The sequence below is a fragment of the Acidovorax sp. GW460-11-11-14-LB4 genome (assembly GCF_059423685.1).
In genome coordinates this window covers 148884-168582 of the sequence record NZ_JBWKYJ010000002.1, presented here as the reverse complement: position 1 = coordinate 168582, position 19699 = coordinate 148884, and the positions used below count along the sequence as shown (strand labels likewise).

The 19699-nt window shown below is 65.4% G+C and carries 24 protein-coding genes; 21 read left to right on the top strand and 3 right to left on the bottom strand.

The window, feature by feature from the left end; translation table 11 throughout:
* Positions 1 to 468: 468 nt before the first annotated feature.
* Positions 469 to 669: a hypothetical protein gene (locus AC07X4_RS02415; RefSeq protein ID WP_494739109.1), complete on the top strand. Its 201-nt coding sequence runs from the start codon at positions 469 to 471 to the stop codon at positions 667 to 669.
* Positions 670 to 674: 5 nt separating this feature from the next.
* Here the strand turns inward: AC07X4_RS02415 and AC07X4_RS02410 are convergent, their stop codons facing one another.
* The 3 genes from AC07X4_RS02410 to AC07X4_RS02400 are packed head-to-tail and all read right to left on the bottom strand — an operon-like array spanning position 675 to position 4055.
* A complete protein-coding gene (locus AC07X4_RS02410) occupies positions 675 to 1091 on the bottom strand; it encodes a hypothetical protein (RefSeq protein ID WP_494739108.1) in 417 nt (138 codons plus the stop codon).
* Between the two features lie 45 nt (positions 1092 to 1136).
* Positions 1137 to 2195, bottom strand: a complete 1059-nt coding sequence (locus AC07X4_RS02405) for a phage portal protein (RefSeq protein ID WP_494739107.1) — start codon at positions 2193 to 2195, stop codon at positions 1137 to 1139.
* On the bottom strand, positions 2196 to 4055 hold the full coding sequence (locus tag AC07X4_RS02400; protein WP_494739106.1) for a terminase large subunit domain-containing protein: 1860 nt from the start codon (positions 4053 to 4055) through the stop codon (positions 2196 to 2198). It abuts the gene before it with no gap.
* Between the two features lie 171 nt (positions 4056 to 4226).
* Between AC07X4_RS02400 and AC07X4_RS02395 the strand changes: the two genes are divergently transcribed.
* From AC07X4_RS02395 to AC07X4_RS02300, 20 genes are all read left to right on the top strand, one after another.
* A complete protein-coding gene (locus AC07X4_RS02395; RefSeq protein WP_494739105.1) occupies positions 4227 to 5078 on the top strand; it encodes a GPO family capsid scaffolding protein in 852 nt (283 codons plus the stop codon).
* A gap of 44 nt (positions 5079 to 5122) precedes the next feature.
* Positions 5123 to 6151: a phage major capsid protein, P2 family gene (locus AC07X4_RS02390; RefSeq protein WP_494739104.1), complete on the top strand. Its 1029-nt coding sequence runs from the start codon at positions 5123 to 5125 to the stop codon at positions 6149 to 6151.
* 83 nt (positions 6152 to 6234) lie between these two features.
* Complete coding sequence (gpM, locus tag AC07X4_RS02385; protein WP_494739103.1) at positions 6235 to 6987, top strand: phage terminase small subunit; 753 nt, start codon at positions 6235 to 6237, stop codon at positions 6985 to 6987.
* 121 nt (positions 6988 to 7108) lie between these two features.
* Positions 7109 to 7594: a head completion/stabilization protein gene (locus AC07X4_RS02380; protein WP_494739102.1), complete on the top strand. Its 486-nt coding sequence runs from the start codon at positions 7109 to 7111 to the stop codon at positions 7592 to 7594.
* A 3-nt stretch (positions 7595 to 7597) separates the two neighbouring features.
* On the top strand, positions 7598 to 7822 hold the full coding sequence (locus tag AC07X4_RS02375) for a tail protein X (RefSeq protein ID WP_494739101.1): 225 nt from the start codon (positions 7598 to 7600) through the stop codon (positions 7820 to 7822).
* A 4-nt stretch (positions 7823 to 7826) separates the two neighbouring features.
* Positions 7827 to 8033: a hypothetical protein gene (locus tag AC07X4_RS02370; RefSeq protein WP_494739100.1), complete on the top strand. Its 207-nt coding sequence runs from the start codon at positions 7827 to 7829 to the stop codon at positions 8031 to 8033.
* Between the two features lie 112 nt (positions 8034 to 8145).
* Complete coding sequence (locus tag AC07X4_RS02365) at positions 8146 to 8709, top strand: glycoside hydrolase family protein (RefSeq protein WP_494739099.1); 564 nt, start codon at positions 8146 to 8148, stop codon at positions 8707 to 8709.
* A 117-nt stretch (positions 8710 to 8826) separates the two neighbouring features.
* The gene (locus AC07X4_RS02360) at positions 8827 to 9381 is read left to right on the top strand and encodes a DUF2514 family protein (protein ID WP_494739098.1); all 555 of its coding nucleotides are present in this window, start codon (positions 8827 to 8829) and stop codon (positions 9379 to 9381) included.
* Positions 9365 to 9895, top strand: coding sequence for a phage tail protein (locus tag AC07X4_RS02355; RefSeq protein WP_494739097.1), 531 nt, complete (start codon positions 9365 to 9367; stop codon positions 9893 to 9895). Before AC07X4_RS02360 ends, AC07X4_RS02355 begins: the two co-directional genes overlap by 17 nt.
* Complete coding sequence (locus tag AC07X4_RS02350) at positions 9892 to 10350, top strand: phage virion morphogenesis protein (RefSeq protein ID WP_494739096.1); 459 nt, start codon at positions 9892 to 9894, stop codon at positions 10348 to 10350. The genes AC07X4_RS02355 and AC07X4_RS02350 overlap by 4 nt, the downstream gene beginning before the upstream one ends.
* A 68-nt stretch (positions 10351 to 10418) precedes the next feature.
* On the top strand, positions 10419 to 11012 hold the full coding sequence (locus AC07X4_RS02345) for a phage baseplate assembly protein V (RefSeq protein ID WP_494739095.1): 594 nt from the start codon (positions 10419 to 10421) through the stop codon (positions 11010 to 11012).
* Entirely contained in the window at positions 11009 to 11365 is a 357-nt protein-coding gene (locus AC07X4_RS02340; protein WP_346408284.1) for a GPW/gp25 family protein, read from the top strand. Before AC07X4_RS02345 ends, AC07X4_RS02340 begins: the two co-directional genes overlap by 4 nt.
* Positions 11362 to 12204 carry a baseplate assembly protein gene (locus AC07X4_RS02335; protein WP_494739094.1) on the top strand — a complete coding sequence of 281 codons (843 nt, stop codon included), beginning with the start codon at positions 11362 to 11364 and terminating at the stop codon, positions 12202 to 12204. Before AC07X4_RS02340 ends, AC07X4_RS02335 begins: the two co-directional genes overlap by 4 nt.
* Positions 12205 to 12206: 2 nt before the next feature.
* Positions 12207 to 13139, top strand: coding sequence for a phage tail protein (locus tag AC07X4_RS02330; RefSeq protein ID WP_494739093.1), 933 nt, complete (start codon positions 12207 to 12209; stop codon positions 13137 to 13139).
* The gene (locus AC07X4_RS02325) at positions 13139 to 13624 is read left to right on the top strand and encodes a BW3TFN family phage tail fiber component (protein WP_044402177.1); all 486 of its coding nucleotides are present in this window, start codon (positions 13139 to 13141) and stop codon (positions 13622 to 13624) included. Before AC07X4_RS02330 ends, AC07X4_RS02325 begins: the two co-directional genes overlap by 1 nt.
* Before the next feature lie 2 nt (positions 13625 to 13626).
* Positions 13627 to 16761: a DUF4815 domain-containing protein gene (locus tag AC07X4_RS02320; protein WP_494739092.1), complete on the top strand. Its 3135-nt coding sequence runs from the start codon at positions 13627 to 13629 to the stop codon at positions 16759 to 16761.
* Positions 16728 to 17294 (top strand): hypothetical protein, encoded by a 567-nt coding sequence (locus AC07X4_RS02315; RefSeq protein WP_494739091.1) that lies wholly within the window; start codon positions 16728 to 16730, stop codon positions 17292 to 17294. Before AC07X4_RS02320 ends, AC07X4_RS02315 begins: the two co-directional genes overlap by 34 nt.
* Positions 17291 to 18406, top strand: coding sequence for a hypothetical protein (locus AC07X4_RS02310; RefSeq protein WP_494739090.1), 1116 nt, complete (start codon positions 17291 to 17293; stop codon positions 18404 to 18406). Before AC07X4_RS02315 ends, AC07X4_RS02310 begins: the two co-directional genes overlap by 4 nt.
* Positions 18396 to 18881, top strand: coding sequence for a hypothetical protein (locus tag AC07X4_RS02305; RefSeq protein WP_494739089.1), 486 nt, complete (start codon positions 18396 to 18398; stop codon positions 18879 to 18881). The genes AC07X4_RS02310 and AC07X4_RS02305 overlap by 11 nt, the downstream gene beginning before the upstream one ends.
* Positions 18878 to 19603, top strand: coding sequence for a DUF7338 family protein (locus tag AC07X4_RS02300; RefSeq protein ID WP_494739088.1), 726 nt, complete (start codon positions 18878 to 18880; stop codon positions 19601 to 19603). The genes AC07X4_RS02305 and AC07X4_RS02300 overlap by 4 nt, the downstream gene beginning before the upstream one ends.
* The last annotated feature ends 96 nt before the right edge of the window (positions 19604 to 19699 follow it).

Below are 19699 nucleotides of genomic sequence, written 5' to 3'. Positions count from 1 at the left end.
GCCGAAGACGACGTGGCGCTGATTGCCCGGGGCCTGTGCGTGTCACGCCTGAGCCGTCGAACCCCGCCATACCTTTTGCGCCATGAGGGCATTCCACTGGGTGGTGATTACTGTCATTGACTGACACGCCCTCTTTCTGGATACTGTGTTTTCATACAGTAACAAGGGAGAGCAAGTGAAAGAGAGTTCCGACAGACTGCAGGTGACCATTGACGCGGAGGGCGTGATTACGGATGCGTACCGATCCCTCGCCGCGATTGACTATCTGCTGGGGGTTGCGGCTGATGCGCCTGTGCCAGCAAGCCACCTGCGGGAGCTGCTGCGGCCCCTTCTTTCGGACCTAGACACCGCCTCTGATCGATGAACTGGATCAGCAGGTGCCACTTTTTTCAGGATTTGGGCTTAATGTGCCCAAAACGGGCACTTATCGAGGGTGTTTTTCAGTGGACGGTCCCAGACAATTGGGCTATGAAGAACACGCCCGAATTGCCCTCGACAGGTGATGCAGATCCTGTCACGTCCATGGCGCAGGCCTGCGCGCAGCTGGATGCCCTCACGGCGCTGCTGAGCAAAGCAGGCGCAGCCATGGTCAGTTGCGCCCATGTCTCTGCGCTGCTGGAGCCGCTGAACGAACGGCTGCAGGCCGCGCAAGAGAGCTTAGACAGGTAGGCGGCCTACTTTTGCGCTGCTCCACCGGGGTGGCCTATGGTTGCGCGGCAAGTCTCGACCGCCTGGCCTCGCAAGCTGCTGGGCTTGCCAATCTGCCCAGCCTTAAAACTGTCGCGCGCGTGGTTCTCATGTTCCTGCAGCGCAGTCGCGCAGGCCACGAAATGAACCTTTACTGTCGGTGGCTGGCCGCTCCACCGATCTGACAGCCGCTCGATGGGATAGATGATGAAGCGCTGGTAATCAGCTGCTCCTTTTCGATCATTCTTCTGCCGGATCGCGGTGACCATCATGTGATCTTGCAGGCTGATAAGGTCCATGGTTTCCCGCGCCAGCTTTGCACCAGCGGCCATATCCTGCGCTGCCGCCGTGCTGGCCGCTGCAGCGGCCAGAAGTGCCAATGAAATTGAAATGTGATGCTTCATGGTTCCCTCAGTTGTGAAGGCACCATTCTGGAGCAGGGGCGCGGGCTACTTCACCAGCCCGCCCCCCTCTGCGGGCTCAATAGACGGCAGCTGGTAGGGGTCGAATGCCGCCACTGTTTCACCGGCCCACGTATTGATCGCCGTAGCCAGGATCGTCTGCAGCGGCTGGATCTCATTGCGAGCAAACACCTTCGCCGCGTTGACAACATCGCCAAAGCCGCCCGCGTTCGCAGGCACCACGCCCATGAGCTGCGGGGGCACGCGGTGGGCGGCCAGCTGGTCATCACGGCTCACGTTCTTGATGTTGAAAAACTCGTCCTTTGCAGCGGCCTCGCCGATGGGGATCAGCTGAATCCCTTTTTCTTTGCCGTTGGGCGAGTAGTAAAAGAGGTTGCGGAAGTTGCCCACGCCTTTGGAGCTTTTGAGGGCCGCGCGCATGGCGTCCACGTCATCCTGGTTCTGTGCGGGATCCGTGAGGTAAAGGATGAAACCCGCGTGGCTGCCGTTGTTGTAATAGCGGCGCCGAAACAGCGTCGCCGACTCATTCAGCCAGGCCGACTGCAGCGCGGCCAGGTACTGGGGCAGCCCATAGATCTCCTGATTCACATCCGGCTCGATCACATGGCAGATGGAGCCCGCTGGGAATTCGTGTTCCTGCTGCCAGCCGCGCACGAACCAGTAGCTGCCCGCCGCCTTGCCGCGTCGCGTGTACCGGGCCAGCGAGTGGCGAAACTCCATCGTGTCGCCCAACCGGCTGGGCACCCGTTCAAGGTAGCAATTGCCAAAGGTGATGAAGTCCAACGCCAACTTGTGCACCGTGCCACGCGACAGCAGTTTGTGCGGGCGGAAAGTGCTCGCCAACACCTGGGCCTTGAAGTGCACCGCGCTGCCGTGGTGCGTTGCAGCCCGCAGGCTGCGCGCCAAGCCATCGAAAGAAATCGGAGTTTCGTACCAGTTGCCGTTCAGCCAGCACTCCACGTAATCGAGGATCTCGCGGCGATCCATCACCGCTTCGGGCTCACCAAAGGTAAAGGCCTGCGGCGCCGCTGAGTTTGTGGCAGAAACTGGCTGTTCAGCCTTTGCAGGCGTGTGTTCAGTGCTCATCTAGTTGATCTCCAAAATGCTGCGAACAGCCCCGCCCGTGGCGGTGACTTCCAGCGGTTCCATATCCAGTGCGTTCATGCAGGCCCAAGCCAGATCAGCGTGGCCCGCGTCATTGCTGCGCCCGGCCGCGTAGGTAACGCCGCGCCCGCTGCCCGTCACCTCGCGTTTGATTGCCATGAAGCTGCGCTGCAGATCCACATCGCCCGCGTCAAACTGCAGGCGACCCGCACGAATAACGCTCTGCGCCTTCAACACAAGGCGCGCCTTGGAATCCGCCGAGTAGCGCAGGCCACGCACGGCCGGGAAAAACTGCTTCACGATCTGGAACACCCCTTCGCCCAGGCCAGTGGTATCGATCACGATGTTTGCCACGTTGTAGCGAAGGGTCACCTTCCTGATCTCTGCGGCCTGAGCCTCGAAATCGGCGCCCTTGAACTGCATGCGCTCCAGCACCCGAAATTTCCCACCCGGCTGCTCTGGCGGCGCCAGTACCACCAGGCCCGCCGCGTCGCCCGTGTGGCTGGGGTCATAGCCAACCCACACCGGCTTCCACGCCAGCGGGCGCTGGGTGTGCGGCTTCCAGTCAGTCCACGCTTCCCAGCTGTCCACATGACAGCGCAGCAGTTCGGCCAGGGGAAACGAAGAAAACGATTCGTCCACGAACCCGCACATCAGCAGGTTGTCGAACTCCTCGTCGCTGTACTCAAAGCGAAGTTCGTCCAAGTCAAAAAGATCGCAGCCGCCCGCCTCTGCGTCCAAGATCGTGACGATCTGGCGCCAGATCTTGTCCTCGCCGGTGAATCCCCTGGACAGCCTGTCGTGGGTGATGTCGATTTCGATGCGGTCAGCCTTGGAGCGCTTGCGGTTGATCCGCTCGCCGCTCCAAAACTCATACGCCTGGTGCTGGATGCTGCTGGGCGTGGAGAAGTAGGTTTTGCGCCACTTCTTGTGCATGGACATGCCGCTGGCAACCTTGTTCAGCTCTGTGAAATTGTGGGTCCAAAAGAACTCATCGAAGTAAAGATTCCCGTGGTAACTCTGCGCAGTGCGGGCGCTGGTGCCCAGGAAGTGCAGTTCCGCGCCGTTGCTCAACACGATGGGATCACCAGCCAGCTCAACATCACAGACTTGATGGGCAAACGACCGGATGTATTGCTTGAAGACGTGGGCCTGGGCCTTGCTCGCAGATAGAAAAATCTGGTTGCGCCCAGTCTCTAGCGCATCTATCAAGGCCTCGCGCGCAAAGTAGAACGTGGCCCCGATCTGGCGGCTTTTCAGAATGGCCCGCGTGCGCTGCAGGATGTTCTGCCACCAGGTCAGCTGATAGCCGAACAGCTCATCAAGGAACGCCTCTTTCAGCTTTTCCACCTGGTCTTCGGTGAAGTGGTTGCGCTCTGGCCGCTTCTTGGGTCCATCGTTGCGCTTGCGGATCTCCGGGTTCAGGTCCGATTCCTTGCCCGTTTTTTCGTAGTGGTGCACCCGGGCCATGCGCTCGATCTGGCGGCCCAGTAAGTCGATTTCCTTGAAGTCGCCGCCCGTCTTGCCATCCTTGTTGATAAGCGCGCACAGCCGGGCTTCCAGCGTGCCTTCCACCCTTTCCAAGGGCTTCGCCTCTGCCCACTTTTCCGACTTCGCCCATTCATGCAGCGTGGTGCGGGGCACGCCCAGGTAATCGGCGATGTGGGTGATTCGCCACCCCATCCAGTACAGGGCGCGGGCATGCCTGCGCGACCCTGCGCCACCGTCCACCAGATCGCTGAGCAGCTGCGCGCCCGCCGGGTCAGAACCGGCAGAGCCGACATCAGCGGGAAACGGAAATGGATTGGCGTGGGCGCCCGGGGCGGCCGTGGTGGCAGTCATAAGCCATGGAGCGTAGGGCGCACCCCGCGCGCGCGCACCCCCTTAGCACTGTGCAAAGCGCAGCCACAGGGCAAAGCGATTGCCGCAGCACAGGGGCCGGGCAACCATAGACACCTGCCCGCAAACCGCAACGTGTGGGCCATTTAGCAACCAACTACCGGACCCACCAACATGGCAAGCAAGTCGAAATTTTTCCGCGTGGCAACCGAGGGCGCCACCACTGACGGCCGCAAGATCGAACGCAGCTGGATCGATCAGATGGGCAAGAACTTCGACCGTACAAAGTACGGTGCCCGCGTTTGGCTGGAGCACTACCGGGGCACCGTTCCCGGCGGCCCGTTCGACGCCTTGGGCGACGTGATCGCGGTTGAAGCCCGCACCGTTGAAGACGGCAAGCGCGCGCTGTTCGCACAGATCGAGCCGCTGCCCGCCCTGGTGGAGCTGAACAAGAAAAAGCAGAAGCTCTACACGTCCATCGAAGTCCACCCCGAGTTTGCCGACAGCGGCGAAGCCTACCTGTCCGGCCTGGCCGTGACGGACAGCCCCGCCAGCCTGGGCACCGAGATGCTGGCGTTTGCTGCAGGCGCCAGCGCCAACCCTCTGGCCGCCCGCAAGACCGACAAGGCAGCGCTGTTCAGCGAAGCGGTGCCCCTGGAGCTGGAATTTGAAGACGCGGCACCGGCAGGCGAAAGCGGCGCACTGGCCGCAGTCGTCGCCATGTTCAGCAAGACACTGGAAAAGATCACCGGCACCCAGCCACCAGCGGACCCCAAACCCGTGCAGCACAGCGCTGGTGTGGTGGATGCCAACGTGCAGGCAGCACTGACGCAGGCCACCACGGTGATGCAGGCATTTGCTGAACAGCAGGCCAAAGACGCCACTGCGCTGAGCGATCTGACCGCGAAGTTCAACAAGCTGCAGTCCGACTTCACCGAGACGGTGAAGAAGCTCAACAACACCCCCGGCGGTGCAAGCCGCCCAGAAGCCACAGGCGGTGCAGGTTCCGTGCTGGCCGACTGCTGAAAACCCGAACCACCCAATCGATTCACTACCCGAGAGCACCACACATGCGCAACCCTACCCGCCTCGCCTTCAATGGCTACCTGGAACAGCAGGCAAAACTCAACGGTGTGCCCAGCGCCACTGAAAAGTTCGCGGCCTCCCCCAGCGTGCAGCAGAAGCTGGAAACCCGCATTCAGGAATCCAGCGAGTTCCTGAAACGCATCAACATCATCGGCGTGAGCGAACAGACCGGCGAAAAGCTGGGCCTGGGCGTGTCCGGCACCATCGCCAGCCGCACCGACACCAGCGGCAACGGCACCCGCACCACGCAGGACGCCACCTCGATTGCCGATGATGGATACGCCTGCAAGCAAACCAACTACGACACGCACCTGCGCTATGCCACGCTGGACGCCTGGGCAAAGTTCCCTGACTTCCAGAACCGCGTGCGTGATTCGGTCCTGCAGCGCTGCGCGCTGGATCGCATCATGATTGGTTTCAACGGCACCAGCGCAGCCGCCACCACCAACCGCGCCGCGAACCCGCTGCTGCAGGACGTGAATATCGGCTGGCTGCAGAAGCTGCGCGCCAACGCCGCCGCCCGTGTGATGAAGCAAGGCGCTGTCGCCAACAAGGTGACCTACGGCACTGACCCGAGCGCGGACTACAAGAACCTCGATGCGCTGGTCTACGACGCCTACAAGCAGCTGCTGGATCCGTGGTTCGCAGAAGACCCGCTTCTGGTAGCCATCGTGGGGCGCGACCTCATGCACGACAAGCTGTATCCGCTGGTGGCCGACAACGACGCGCCCACCGAACGCCTGGCCTCTGACATCGTCATCAGCCAGCGACGCCTGGGCGGCCTGCAGGGCATGGTGGCGCCTCATTTCCCGGCGGGCAAGGTGCTGGTAACGCGCCTGGACAACCTGTCCATCTACTACCAAGACGGCGCCCGCCGCCGTGCAGTGGTGGACCAGCCAGAACGCGACCGCGTGGCGTTCTTCGAGTCCAGCAACGACGCTTACGTGATCGAAGACTACGGCCTGTGCGCCCTGGTGGAAAACATCGAAGTGTTGGACGCACCGGCCCCCTGAGCCGGTACCGCCTGACCTGATCGCCATCTGAAACCCTGGGCCGCTTGCCACCTGTGCGGCGGCCCAACCTGTGAGAAAGCCCTATGCGTCAAACACCAGCACAACGGCACCGGCTCATGGTGCTGGCCGCTGCGGCCGCCGCCACTGGCGCCGAAGATCCACACGGCGAGCCAACCGGCACCGCCTACGAACTGATGAAAGCCCAGCTGTACGCGCACATGCGCACGCTGAAAAATATCCAATCGGTGGAACGCAAGATCGAAGCCAAGCGAACCATGCTGGGCGACTTTGAAGCGTACCTTGACGGGGTGCTGCAGGCCGACGCTGGCGGCCAGGATGTGGTGGTAGGAACCCTGCTGGTGTGGCACATCGACGTGGGCAACTTCGCGCAGGCGCTCGCCCTTGCGGAATACGCGCTGCGCCACGCCGTGGCCCTGCCAGATCAATACCAGCGCACGCTGCCCACCCTGCTACTGGACGAAGTGAGCGAAGCCGCCATTGCTGGCAAGTTGACCGGCCCCGACGCGCTGGCCTACCTCGCCAAGGTGGACATGCTCACCCAGGACCATGACGCGCACGACCAGGCCCGGGCGAAGCTGCACAAGGCCATCGGCTGGGCCTGCATGGGCAAGACCAGCACGAACGACGCAGACCCCAAGGATCTGCCGCCAGACGTTGCCGGTATCGCCCTAAAGCACCTGCGCCGCGCCATGGATCTGAACGACAAGGTGGGCGTGAAAAAGGATATCGAGCGCCTGGAGCGCGCCGTGGATCAGCTCAAAAAAGCTGACTCCCCCCCCAACGATGGAGGGCCGGACAAGGGCGCCAGCGCCTGAACCCGGCCATCCCAAAAGAGCGTACCCCGCACCCTGGCGGCTCGGGGGCCGCGCAAGTGCCAGCACCCCGGTGCATCAACACCTGCAAGGCCCCCGACCACCGCCAACCTGATTCCCCATCATGTCCTTTGTCGCAACGATCAACCCACCCAAGCCAGCAGCAGAACCCACCGTGCAAAACGATGGGTGGATGCCTGACATGGACCCCGCTGCAGTGCGTGCCGCGTGCCTGCTGGATGGCACCGTCACGACTGCCAGGCTGATTCCCGCGCTGCAGGCTGCAATGCTGGCCGTGAACGGCGAGCTGCAGGCCTGGGCCACCGAACAGCGCACGCGCTGGGGATATGCGGCCCTGGCTGATGTGCCTGCCCCGCAGGTGGGCGGCGAATCGGCACAGGTGCTGCGCTACCGGCGGGCCGTCCATGCGTGCCTGCAGGCAGACCTGGCAGAAGCCAACCGCGCACAGGACACCTTGCCCGCAGGCATGGGAAAGGAAGCCCGGGTGCTGGAGTCCCTGCAGGTGCAGATCGATGAACACCGCCGCCGCCAGCGGTGGGCCATCAGCGACATGCTGGGCATTGCGCGCAGCACCATCGAGCTGATCTAACCCATGGCAAGCGCCACCACCCCCACCACCACCGTGCGCGCGCATGAGCACGACACGCTGGCAGGCCTGTGCCATCGCCATCTGGGCCGCACCGCTGGCACGGTGGAGGCCACGCTGGCCGCAACGCCAGGCCTTGCCAAGCGCGCCGCTGGGCTGGGTGCAGGTGAATCCGTCACGCTGGTGGCCGCGCCCGTGGCCCCTCGCAAACTCATACAACTTTGGGATTGACCCCATGGCAAGAGAAGTAATCAAGGACGCGCTGACCGAGGGCGTCAAAGCTACCCCCCCGCTGGTGGTTCTGGGCAAGTCCATTGCGGAAGGCTGGACCATCAACCACACAGTGGCGGCCCTGACCATCGTTTATCTGCTGATGCAGATCGGCTGGCTGGCATGGCGCTGGCGCCGGGCTGCGCAGGGCGTAGAAGTGAAGGCCGAGTGATGGACGGGAACTGGAACAAGTGGTGGCTGTGGCCGCTTGCGCCCTTCATCCTGCTGGTAGTCGGCCTGCTCTGGATGTACGACTGGATCAAGCCCACCAAGGGGGGTAAGAGATGACCACGAAACAAGCCATTGCACGCATTGCCGTCGCTGCCCTCACCCTGTCGGCCGCAGGCTTTGCGGCATGGCAGCAAGAAGAAGGAGACGGCCCCACCAGCGTGCGAGCCGATGGCGCAGTGGTGCATCACCCCTACGTGCCCACAGCAGGCGACGTGCCAACCATCGGCCACGGGTCCACCCGCTACGAAGACGGCACGCCCGTGCGCCTGTCAGATGCCCCCATCACGCGCGAGCGTGCCCAGCAGCTGGCGCGCAACCTGCACAGCGAGGAAGAAACACGGTTCAAGGCCAGCTTGCCCGGCGTGTCGCTCTACCCGGGCGAATATGACCTGTATCTGGACTTTGTCGGCCAGTACGGCATTGGCAACTGGCGCACCAGCTCCATGCGCCGCCACCTGCTGGCCGGGGAATACGTGCGCGCCTGCCAGGCCCTGCCCGCTTGGCGGTTTCAGAACGGCCGGGATTGCCGCCTGCCCCAGAACTGGGGGCCGAAGGGCTGCAAGGGCGTGTGGACCCGGCAACAAAAGAGGCATGCGGACTGCATGGCGATGCAATGAAAAAAATCCTCAAGACCCTGGCAGTAGTTGCCCTGGTGGTGGTGGTGCTGGCTGCCACCGCCCTCACGGCTGCCTATTTCACATTCTGCGGCGGCCACCCGCACGGGATCTGCTGACATGCTCACCACCCTACGCGCCAACGCCTGGAAATATACCGCGCTCGCCCTCGGGCTGGGCCTGGGGTTCGCCTTGGCAATGCAGAGCATCCGCCTGGCCGAAGCACGGCTGGAAACCGCCCATGCAGAACGCACCCTGCATGCTGAGCGCGCGGCCACCGCCCAGGCAGCGCTCACCACATCGGAACGCTATCGAAAACTCGGAGACACCCACCGTGATGAAGTTGCCCAGATCCACGAAGATGCACAGGCCGCCCTTGTTGTTGCTGATGCTGGCCGCGTGCGCGCTGTTGATGCTCGCAACCGGCTGCAGCGCGACCTTGCCGACTACCTCACCCAGCACCGTGCCGCCGCCCAGGCTCGCGCCGCTGCAGGCCAGTGCACGCCAGACACCGGCCCCGCCGATCTGCTCGCCGAGCTGCAGCGACGCGCTGACGACAGAGCGGGAGAGCTGGCGCACATCGCTGATACCGCCCGCGCCCGTGGCCTCGCCTGCGAGCGCGCCTACGACAGCGCCCGCGCAATGATCGAGGCTGCAAATGCTCAAGCTCAATAGCTTGAAAGCACTGCTAACCCAGTGCCTGCCAGATCTCGCCAGAGATCCAAACCGCTTGATCGTGCTGGCGGAAAACGGCACTGTAGTGAGCACAGGAACCACCAGCCTGTCATTCGAGTGGCGGTACACGGCCCGGGTGATCGTGCTCGACTACGACGGGCATGCAGACGCGGTGATAGTGCCCATCATCGCCTGGATGAAGCGCAATCAGTCCGAGCAGATGGACAACCCCGAGCGCTGGGGCAATGCCATCAAGTTCCGGGTGGAGCCGCTGACCCCCACGACGATGGACTTTGGCATCGAGCTGCAGCTGACCGAGCGGGCCATAGTCAAGCCGGATCCAACCGCCCCACCAGACGCCCCCCACCGCCTGGTGGTGGAACACCCAGAAGAGCCTTGCCACATCGGCACGGTGTGCAAGCCAGAGCACTGGGAACTGTGGCTGCGCGACGAACGGATGCTGGCCGCGTGGGATCTGACACCGCCACCCGCTAAGTCCTGGTTTAGCCCATGAGTGGCGCAACATCGATGCAGGCGCTGGAGCACTGGGCGGGCGCGCTTCTGCAGCGCCTTTCCCCAGTAGAGCAGCAGCGCCTGGCATTGAACGTGGCCCGGCAGCTGCGGCGCAGCCAGCAAAAGAACATGCGATCCCAGCAGGGGCCAGACGGCACCGCCTGGGAGTTGCGCAAAACGCCCGCCAAGACCCTGCGGGACGCCAAGACAGGCCCCATGATGCGCGGCCTGGCCGCCGCCAAATACCTGCGCGCCCAAGCCACACCGAGCGAGGCCACCGTGTCGTTTGCCGACCGCGTGCAGCGCATTGCGCGCGTGCACCACTACGGCGAAACCGACGCTGTGAACCACCCGGATCCGCCGCAGTACGACTACCCCGCGCGCCCGCTGCTGGGCATATCCGACGCCGATCTGCAGGCCATCACCCAGCTGCTGATGAAGCACCTGCAGGGCTGACCATGTGCAGGCGCCTGCCACACGCCTAAGCGCTGGCGCTATCACGCGCGCGCGGACACCATCAGTGGATGGATTCGCCCACCCCACAACCCGAAAGCCCGTATGAAACCCAGCGGCGCATGGAAAACATCGTGCGCAAAGGAACGGTGGCGGCCGTGCGCCTGGCCGCACCTGCTCGCGTTCGCGTCAAGACGGGCGACAACACCACAGACTGGCTGCCCTGGATCGCTCTGCGCGCTGGTGGCGTTGCAGGTGGCCGAACTTGGAATCCAGCTGTTGTAGGCGAACAGTGCACCGTGCTGGCGCCCGGCGGCGACCTGGCCCAGGCCGTGGTGCTGTTGGGCCTGTATAGCGACGCCATGCCACAGGGCAGTGAGCAAGCCGCCTGCGACCGCACCGACTGGGACGAAGACAACTATTTCGAGTGGCTGCGCGGCGCGCTGACGGCGTACTGCATGGAGTCCATCACCCTGAGCACGCCGAACACCAGCGTGCACATGGAAGGATCCACCGTGACGATCACCGGAGGCGGCGCGGTCCTCACCATCGGCCCCGACCGGATCACATCGAACGTGGATATCGTGGCCCAAGGCGTGAGCCTTGTGCACCACAAGCACACCGGCGTGACGAAGGGCTTTGACCTGACAGGGGCCCCAACATGATGGACCGCACCACCGGCAAGGCCATCGGCGAACTGGCACACCTGCGCCAAAGTGTGGGGGACATCCTCACAACCCCTATCGGCTCGCGCGTGATGCGGCACGAATACGGCAGCCAGGTGCCCATGCTGGTGGATCAACCGGACAACCAGATCACCCAGCTGCGCCTTCTGTCAGCTGCCGCCAGTGCCTTGATGCGCTGGGAACCTCGCCTGGCCGTGTCGAACATCGAGATCGAGCGCGAGCCATCCACCCCCGGACGCGCGCTGGTCACCGTGTACGGCAGCTACCTAAGCCGTGCAGCTGCTCGACCCCAGGCGCTGAGCCTCACTGTGCCAGCAGGGGGTGCGGCATGAGCAGCATTCTGGACACCAGCGCCCTGCCATCCCCCGCAGTGGTGGAGCTGCTCGACTTCGAGGCCATCGTGGCCGATATCAAGGCGGATCTGCTGGCGCGCTACCCAGAGGCAGCCACGGTGCTGGATCTGGAATCCGAACCTCTGGTGAAGCTGCTGGAGTCGTTCGCGTTCCGCGAGCTGCTTTTCCGCGCACGGGTGAACGACGCAGCCCGCGCCCACCTGCTGGCATTTGCGACCGGCGCCGATCTGGACCACCTGGGCGCCCTGTTCGGGGTCTCGCGCATGCCGGGCGAGCACGACGAGCGCCTGCGGGTGCGGATCCAGCTGCGCATTGCCGCCCTTTCGGGCCAGGGCACGGGAGAGCACTATGCACTGGTGGCAATGACCGCCAGCGCCAACGTGCGCGCAGCGTATGCCATCCAGCCCCGCCCGGGCTATGTGCACGTGGTGCTGTGGCTGCACTCCATGGACACCGAAACACCCGCCGCCGTAGCGGCTGCGATCAACTCTGCAGGCACCCGCATGCTGGGCGTGGTGGTCACGGTGGGCACGGCAACGCCCCGGCCGGTGAACATCCATGCGCGGATCTGGCGTACAGCCGACGCATCCCCAGATCTGCTGCAGAAACTGCAGCAGCGCCTGGCAACCGGCTTTGCAGAACGCGCAGCCCTGGGCCGCAGTGTTGCCCGCAGTTGGGTTACCACCTTGCTGCATGCCGATGGAGTGGCGGCCGTGGACTATGTAGGCGAAGACGCGCCACCAGCCAGCACAACCCTGTTCAGCGATCAATTCCCGACCCTGGGAACTGTGCAGCTGATCGACGCGGGGCTGATGTAGCCATGGCTCGACACATCCTGCCCCCACAGTCCACCGAGCTAGAACGCGCGGTTGATGAATCCATGCCGTCCTGGGGTGACATGGCAGACGCCATCGAACCGGCAAAGGTGCGCGCTGACCCGCAATTCCAGCCATGGCTGGCAATGCAGTGGCAGGTGGCAAAGTTCGCCCCCTACTTCCCCAGTGTGGATGCGCTTTTAACAGCAGGCTTGCCCTGGCTGCTGGAACGCGGAACGGCTGCCAGCGTGCACCGTGTGCTGGGCTGGGTGGGCTTTCCAGACGCCCGGATCAGCGAGGCCGGTGCATTCCTGCACATCGACCTGGGCAGGCCTGCCACGGCCGCAGAGATCTCCCGCATCGCCCACGTGGTGCGCGCTTCGGTTCCGGCCCATGTGCGCTTCTGGCGCGTGTACTGGGCGCACGACCGGCGCCCGCTGCGCCTCGATGGCGGCCAGCCGCTGGACAAAGCCCAGCTCGATGAATCCTCGGGCGTGTGGATCAGCGTGGAAACCGGCGAACCGGTAAAGGCCAGCTTTGGCATCCGCCACACCGGCACCACCACCAGCACTGCAGGCCAGCCGCAGGCCGGTGCCCTCGCCGCCTATGTCGCCAAGCTCACCCGCAACGACAAGGCCGTGCTGGACTGCTGGCGCCTGGACTCCCGGCTGCTCGCCAATGAGTTCGGCGGCCTGGGCGAGCTGATGCGGGGCGAGGCCCCCGCCTATGTGCGCGTTCAGGGTGAAGGCGGTGTGCCAGGCATCGCCACCCAGGACGAAACCCCATGGAGCGCCCCGCCTGCCGAGCTGGCAGGCACCGCCGACGCCATGGACGAACTGCCCCCCGCCCTGCCCCAGCCGCAGGGCTGGAACGGAACCTGGGGCGCCATGCGCTGGCGCCCTGTCTTCATCGAATCGAAATCAACGGAGAGCAACTGATGGCAACCCTGCAAGACGATGGGCGCATTGCCCTGGCCATGGCCATGGCCGCACAGCCCGTGCATTTGGCCTGGGGCCGTGGCCTGCCCGCCTGGGACGCCGTGGCCGAGCCCGAGCCCAGCAACGCCACCGCCCTGGTGGATGAGGTGGGCCGCCGCCTTGCCACGTTTGTGGGCTACGTGGAGCCCAACCCGGCCGGAGAAATCGAGCTGCCCAGCGGCAGCAAATACGCGGTGGTGGCTGGCCCCACCCGGTGGCTGTACGTGCGCGTGGTCTTCAATTTTGAAGACGCGGACGGCGAAACCATCCGGGAACTGGGCATCACCTTCGGCGCGGCCCCGGTGGGCGGCCTGCCTGCGGGCCAGCGCTACTTCACGCCCGCGCAGATCGCGCAGCCCGGCCGCCTCTACACCCTGGAGCGCGTGCCTGCCTTCACCCGCAATGGCGCCGTGCGCCAGACCTTTGAATACGTCCTGCCCTTCTGACCATGAGCGCAAACCCACTCGCCATCTATGACCGGTTCGACCCGGCCAAGAACTACGACCGCCACCTGTTCCGCGCCGACAAGGTGCTGCAGAGTGCCGAGCTGAACGAAATGCAGCGCGCCATGCATGCCCGGCTCGCGGGTATCGCGGGCATCCTGATGAAGGAAGGTTCCATCATCAGCGGCGCGGGCATCATCGTGAACCACGACACGGGCGCCACCACCTGCGAGAGCGGCGCCATCTACGTGGCGGGCGCCGTGCGCGGCGTGCCACCGGCCGCGCTGGTGATCGCCACCGTGGGCGTGGTGTTCGTGGGCGTGTACCTCACCCGCGATGTGGTCACCGAGCTGGAAGACCCCGAGCTGCTGAACCCCGCCGTGGGGACTGACGGCTACAAGGAACCCGGCGCCGCACGCGAGCGCGTGCAGCTGGCCTGGGGCGTGCAGGGCAGCGGCCAGGCCGGGGAGTTCTTCCCGGTGTGGACCGTTGAGGATGGATGGGTGCGGCCGAAGGAAGCGCCACCCAACATCGACGCGGTAACGACCGCGATCAAGGCCTATGACGTGGCGAGCACGGGCGGCACCTACATCGTGCGCGGCATGGAGCTGCGCATGGCGGCCGACCTGCCCACGGGCGAACAGGTCTACAACCTGGGCGAAGGGGCAGCCCGCATCAACGGCGCCGCGCTGGAGCTGCCCAGCGGGCGGCGCGTGGTGTTCAACGCCCTGCCAGACCTGCAATGGATCGACAGCGAACCCCACCTGTCCACCACGGACGGCGCGCAGCGCATCGACTTCGACCGCTGGCCCATGGTGGGCGTGCCGCAGGTGCGCATCATCAAGCGGCGCACGGTGGACGTAGTGCACGGTGGCTTTGTGGGTGCGGCCGACCCGCTGCCCGACAACAGCGTGCAGCAGATCGAGCTGATCCAGCAAGGCGGCACCACCTTCGCCAACCCCGCCGACTACAAGCTGACGGCCGGGCAGGTGGACTGGGCTGCAGGCGGTGCAGAGCCTGCACCTGGCAGCACCTATCAGGTGACTTACCTCTATATCGCCGTGGTTGCGGCCACCGAGGTGGACTCGCGCGGCCTGACCGTTACCGGCGCCGTAGCGGGAACCACCGTGCTGTTGTCCTATAACTTCGCGTTGCGCCGCATCGACCGCCTCACGCTGTCGGCCGATGGGGATATTGCGTGGGTGCGCGGTGTGCCTGCCCCCTGGATTCCCATCGCCCCCCAGGTTCCCGGCAACGTGCTCACCATCGCTTCGGTGTACCAGACCTGGGACGCGCAGCGCCGCGTCACACTGGACGGCGTGCGCATGGTGCCCATGTCGGAGATTGCGGACTACCGCGCCATGATCTCGCGCATCCTGCTGGACCAGGCCGAGCTGCGCCTGGCCGTGGACATCTCGGGCCGGTACTCGGGCATTAAAAAGGGCCTGTTTGCAGACCCCATGCTGTCCAACGCCATGCGCGACGCAGGCCAGCCGCAAACCGCGCTGATTGCGGCCAGCGCCCTGCGCCTGCCGATCAACTTCACGGTGCACCAGATCGGCACGGCCATCAAGACCCGGCAGAGCCCGGCCTATGCCCACCGCGCCGCCCTGTCGCAGCTGGCGCGCACGGGTTCCATGTTGGTGAACCCTTACAGCGCGTTCGACCCGCTGCCCCGCCCCGTCACGCTCACGCCTGCGGTGGACCGCTGGACGGACGTTTACGACACCTGGGGCCTTCCCACCAGCGTGGCGATCAACTGGTTTGCATCCACCGCGGGCATGGACGAAGCCAAGGTGCGCAGCCAGACCACATCGCCGCTGGAATACCTGCGCCAGATCGATGTGCGCTTTGATCTGAACTTTGGCCCCGGCGAAACCCTGCAATCCGTCACGTTCGACGGCGTAGCGGTGGTGCCCGAGCCACTGCCAGGCGGCACGTTGGTGGCGAACGCACAGGGCGTGCTGTCGGGAACCTTCCCCATCCCGGCCAACGTGCCCGCTGGCACCAAGGCTGTGGACTTCCGGGGCACGGGCGGCAGCGCGGCTTCTGCCCTGTTCACCGGCCAGGGCGAGCGCACCGACCGCGAAATGTCGCAGATCATCTACTTCCGCGTGCAGCCCGTGGACCCGCTGGCACAGACGTTCATGCTGGACGCGCCCGCGCACAACACGGGGGTGGACCTGTGGTTCACTGCCAAGGGCACCACAGGTGCGCTGGTGCAGGTGCGCGAGGCAGAGAACGGTTTCCCAACGGCGCGCATCCTCACCGAAACCCGCCTGCTGCCCGCCGCCATCAAGACGGACGGCACCGCCACCCGGGCAGAGTGGAGCCCTATCGTGCTGCAGGCCGGGCGCGAATACGCCCTGGTGGTGCTGAGCGACGACGACACCACGGCGCTGAGCCTGGCGCAGTTGGGCGGCTGGGATGCCAACGCCCTGCGCTGGGTCACATCGCAGCCCTACCAGGTGGGCGTGATGCTTTCCAGCTCCAACGCCAGCACGTGGACGGCGCACCAAGACCAAGACCTGACCTTTGCCCTGCTGGCGGCCAGCTACAGCGAGGCGGAACGCGTCATCGACCTGGGCACCGTCAACGTGGTGGACGCCACCGACCTGTGCGTGCAAGCCTATGCCCACCAGCCCAGCACCGCCGCCGCGTGCGTGTTCGACATTGCCGCCACCGGCATTGCCCACACCGTGCAGGCCGCCCCCGGCCAGGTGGTGGAGCTACCCAGCCGCTACACCGGCCCGGTGAATGTGAAAGCCCGCCTGCGTGGGGACGCCAACTTTGCCGCCGTGCTGGAACCCGGCATGCAGCTGGTGGTGGGCTCGCTGCAGGATGCGGGCGACTACATCAGCCCGATGCTGGGCGCGGGCGGCATGGTCACGGTGCGCGCCACCTTGGAAGCCTATCTGCCCGCAGGCACCTCGCTGCAGGTGCATGCCAAGGCCGACGCCCCCGGCGCCGCCTGGGTGGAAGTGCCCTACCTGTCATCCAGCGCGATGACGGCCGGGGTCATGGAGCTGACCTACGAGCTGCAGGACTTCGCAGCCGAGCGGCTGCGCCTGCGCGTGACGGTGCACGGCGGCTTCAACGCCCGGCCGTGGGCGACCAACCTGCGGGCGGTGGTGCTGTGATGACCGATGACCGCACCCCCGCCCTTGGGCTGCAACTGCCCCACCCGCAGAACCTGCTGGAACAGGACGTGTTGCGCCTGCGCGCTGCCTTCGCATCGGTGGACAGCGCCTGTGACACCCTGGCAGCGCTGATCGAAGGCCGCGTGACGGATGCCGAGCTGGCCGCCGCCGTGGCCGCGCTGCAGGGCAGCATCGGCAACCTGAATACCACCGTCACATTCCTGACCGCCAGCAAGGTGGGGGTGGTGAACGGCCAGCCAGGCCCGGCCGTCACGCTCAAGCCTTCGCACCTGGGCCTGGGGCCAGCCAACGGCCCCAGCCTGCAGACCATCACCCGCGACGGCCTGGGCCGCATCGCCACCCTGTCCACCACCGTGGGCGGCCAGGTGGCGCTGCAGACGCTTGCCTATGACGCCGAAGGCCGCCTGGCCACCGTGGTGACGGTCTATGACGGCCGCACCCGAACCGAAACCCTGAGCTACACGGGCGGCGCCCTGTCGGGCCTGACCGCCGTGGAGGAAATCACCCCATGACCATGGACATTGCAAACCTGTCGGAAACCATGCGCCAGGGCGAGGCCACGCGCGCCGCCCTGGGCGTGCAGATGCGCGCCCGGCCACTGTGGAGTGGCGCAGGCCGGTTCACCGGCGTGTCTGTGCGCTATGTGGCCCCCTATCGTCTGCGCGGCGCGAACTCGCCCGAGTTGCTGTACGAGAACATCCAGCACAACGGGGCTTTGTACGTGGCCGAAGGTGGCTCAAGCCTCAACGTGTACACGTCAGCGGACCTCAAGGCATGGACTGCGCGGCCGGTGGACGCGTCCAGCGCGCTGCAGGCCGGAAAACTCACGGCGGTCGGTTCGCTCTTGATGACAGTGACACAGTATTCGAACAACTACGCGTTGCGTACTTCAATCGACAACGGCGTGACGTGGGTCTATCAGGCCAGCGTCGGCGCCAATGAATCCACTTGTTCGGCAGGTGGAATCGGGTATGTCCTGAGCGGCTACGGATACAGCACATTCCGCACCCACACGCCCGCAAACGCTGCAGGAACCGCCCGAGACTTTGGAGTGGCACAGATGTGGCGCAAGGTACTGCACAACGGCGCGCGCTGGCTGGTGGTCAACGAGGCCGGAACCCTGGCACTGTGGAGCGCAAACGGCCTCGACGGGTGGGCCAACTCCGCAGGGCTGGTTGCAGCAGTCACCAATCTGCCAACAGGCACGCGCCATAGCTTCACGCTGGGCGGCCGGTTCATCGTGGTGACCATGGCAGAGGGCACGCTGTCGGCCATCTATTCCGACGATGCCAACGCCTGGACGGTGGGCACGGTGGGCGACATGGAGCCCACCGGCCTGCGCGTCACTGCGCTGGGCGCGAGCGCTGCAGAAATGGGCGGCGTGCTTTACATCCCCGTCAAGCTGACCGATGGCACCAGCTACTGGACTGCGCTAGTGGCGACTGATGGAACCAAGTTCAAGTGGTTGCCCGCCTTTTGGCGCGGCCTCGAAGCGTTGCCCACTATCCGCACGCGGGTGGGCGGTGGCGGCCTGATCTTTAACGGGACGAGCCAAGCGGGCATGCCCGCAGCCGCGCGCTTTGAATCTAACCCCGACGCACAGGAGGTGTACCTTGCCGTTTGAATTCGACTTGCACGGCTGGTTCGCGGGTGGCACTGCCGCCGATGGCCTGCGCTCCGTGCCGATGGCGCCGCCATCGCAATCCACCACCACCACCGAAGGCCAGCCGCGCGCCAACTGGACCGGGACGGCCTGGGTGATGCGGCCCTACGTGGCGCCGCCACCAGAGCCCGAGCCGCAGCCGGTGGAGGTGTCGCGCATCGTGTCGGTGTTGGGATTCCGGCGCCGCTTCACCCCTGCTGAGAAAGCCGCCATCGAGTGGGCGGCCGTGGACCGCCCCGACCAGCCCGAGGCCCAGCGCATGCAGGCCGCCGCGTTGCGCGCCACGCTGGCAGACCAAGCCGCCGCCCAGTTCATCCACCTCGACGACCCCGCCACCGTGGCGGGTGTGCAAGGCCTGGAAGCGCTGGGAATCATCGAGCCAGGCCGCGCCCTGGAAATCCTCACCGCCCCCATTCAACCGGAAGAATTGCCATGAACCTGCTGTTGTGCCTGTCCATCCTGGCCGCTGTCGTCGTCATCTGGTGCACCGTGCCCGCGCTGTGTGTGCTGTGCCTGCCCGATGTGCCCACGGCGCACCGCCGCGCCGCTGCCCTGTGCTTCGGCCGTGCATCCCTGCGCGGCCTGGTCATGCTGCCCGCTGACCTGCTGGCGCCGCTGGTGGTGCCCTTCGCCCTGCTGCGGACCCGGTGGGAGGATGACGAGCTGCCGCGCTGGGCCAGGTGGTGGGGCAATGACGTGGGCATCAACGGCGACAAGTTCACGTGGGTGATTGACCCGGCCACCGGCCAGGGCGTAGCCCTGCCCATCCCGCTGGATGACACGCCCGAGGCGCGCGCCCTGTGCTACTGGGCGCCAGACCACCACCCGCGCAGCCGGTGGGCGCGCTGGGTGTGGCTGGGCCTGCGCAATCGTGCGTCAGCGCTGGCGGTGCAACTGGGCCACCCGACCGACTACGCCAAGCCCGTGGACGTGTGGGGCGACCCAGCCACCAGCCGCAGCCGCGCGGGCTGGGTGCTTCGCCACCACAATGGCGTGTACCAGCTGCACGCCACGCGGCGCCTGGGGCGGTTGTGCCTTCGCACCAATTACGGGTACAAGGTGGACTTCACCACCTGGCAGCGCGGCACCATGCCGGTGGTGTGCATCGCCATCAGTGCGCTGTCGTGGAAGGAACCGGATCCACTGCCCGCCAGCTGACACAGCACGTCACCAACCAACGCCCGCCCGGCAATGCGCCCGGCGGGCGTTTGTACGTGTGCAAGCGCGCCCCACAGGCACCACCAGTGGCTTTGC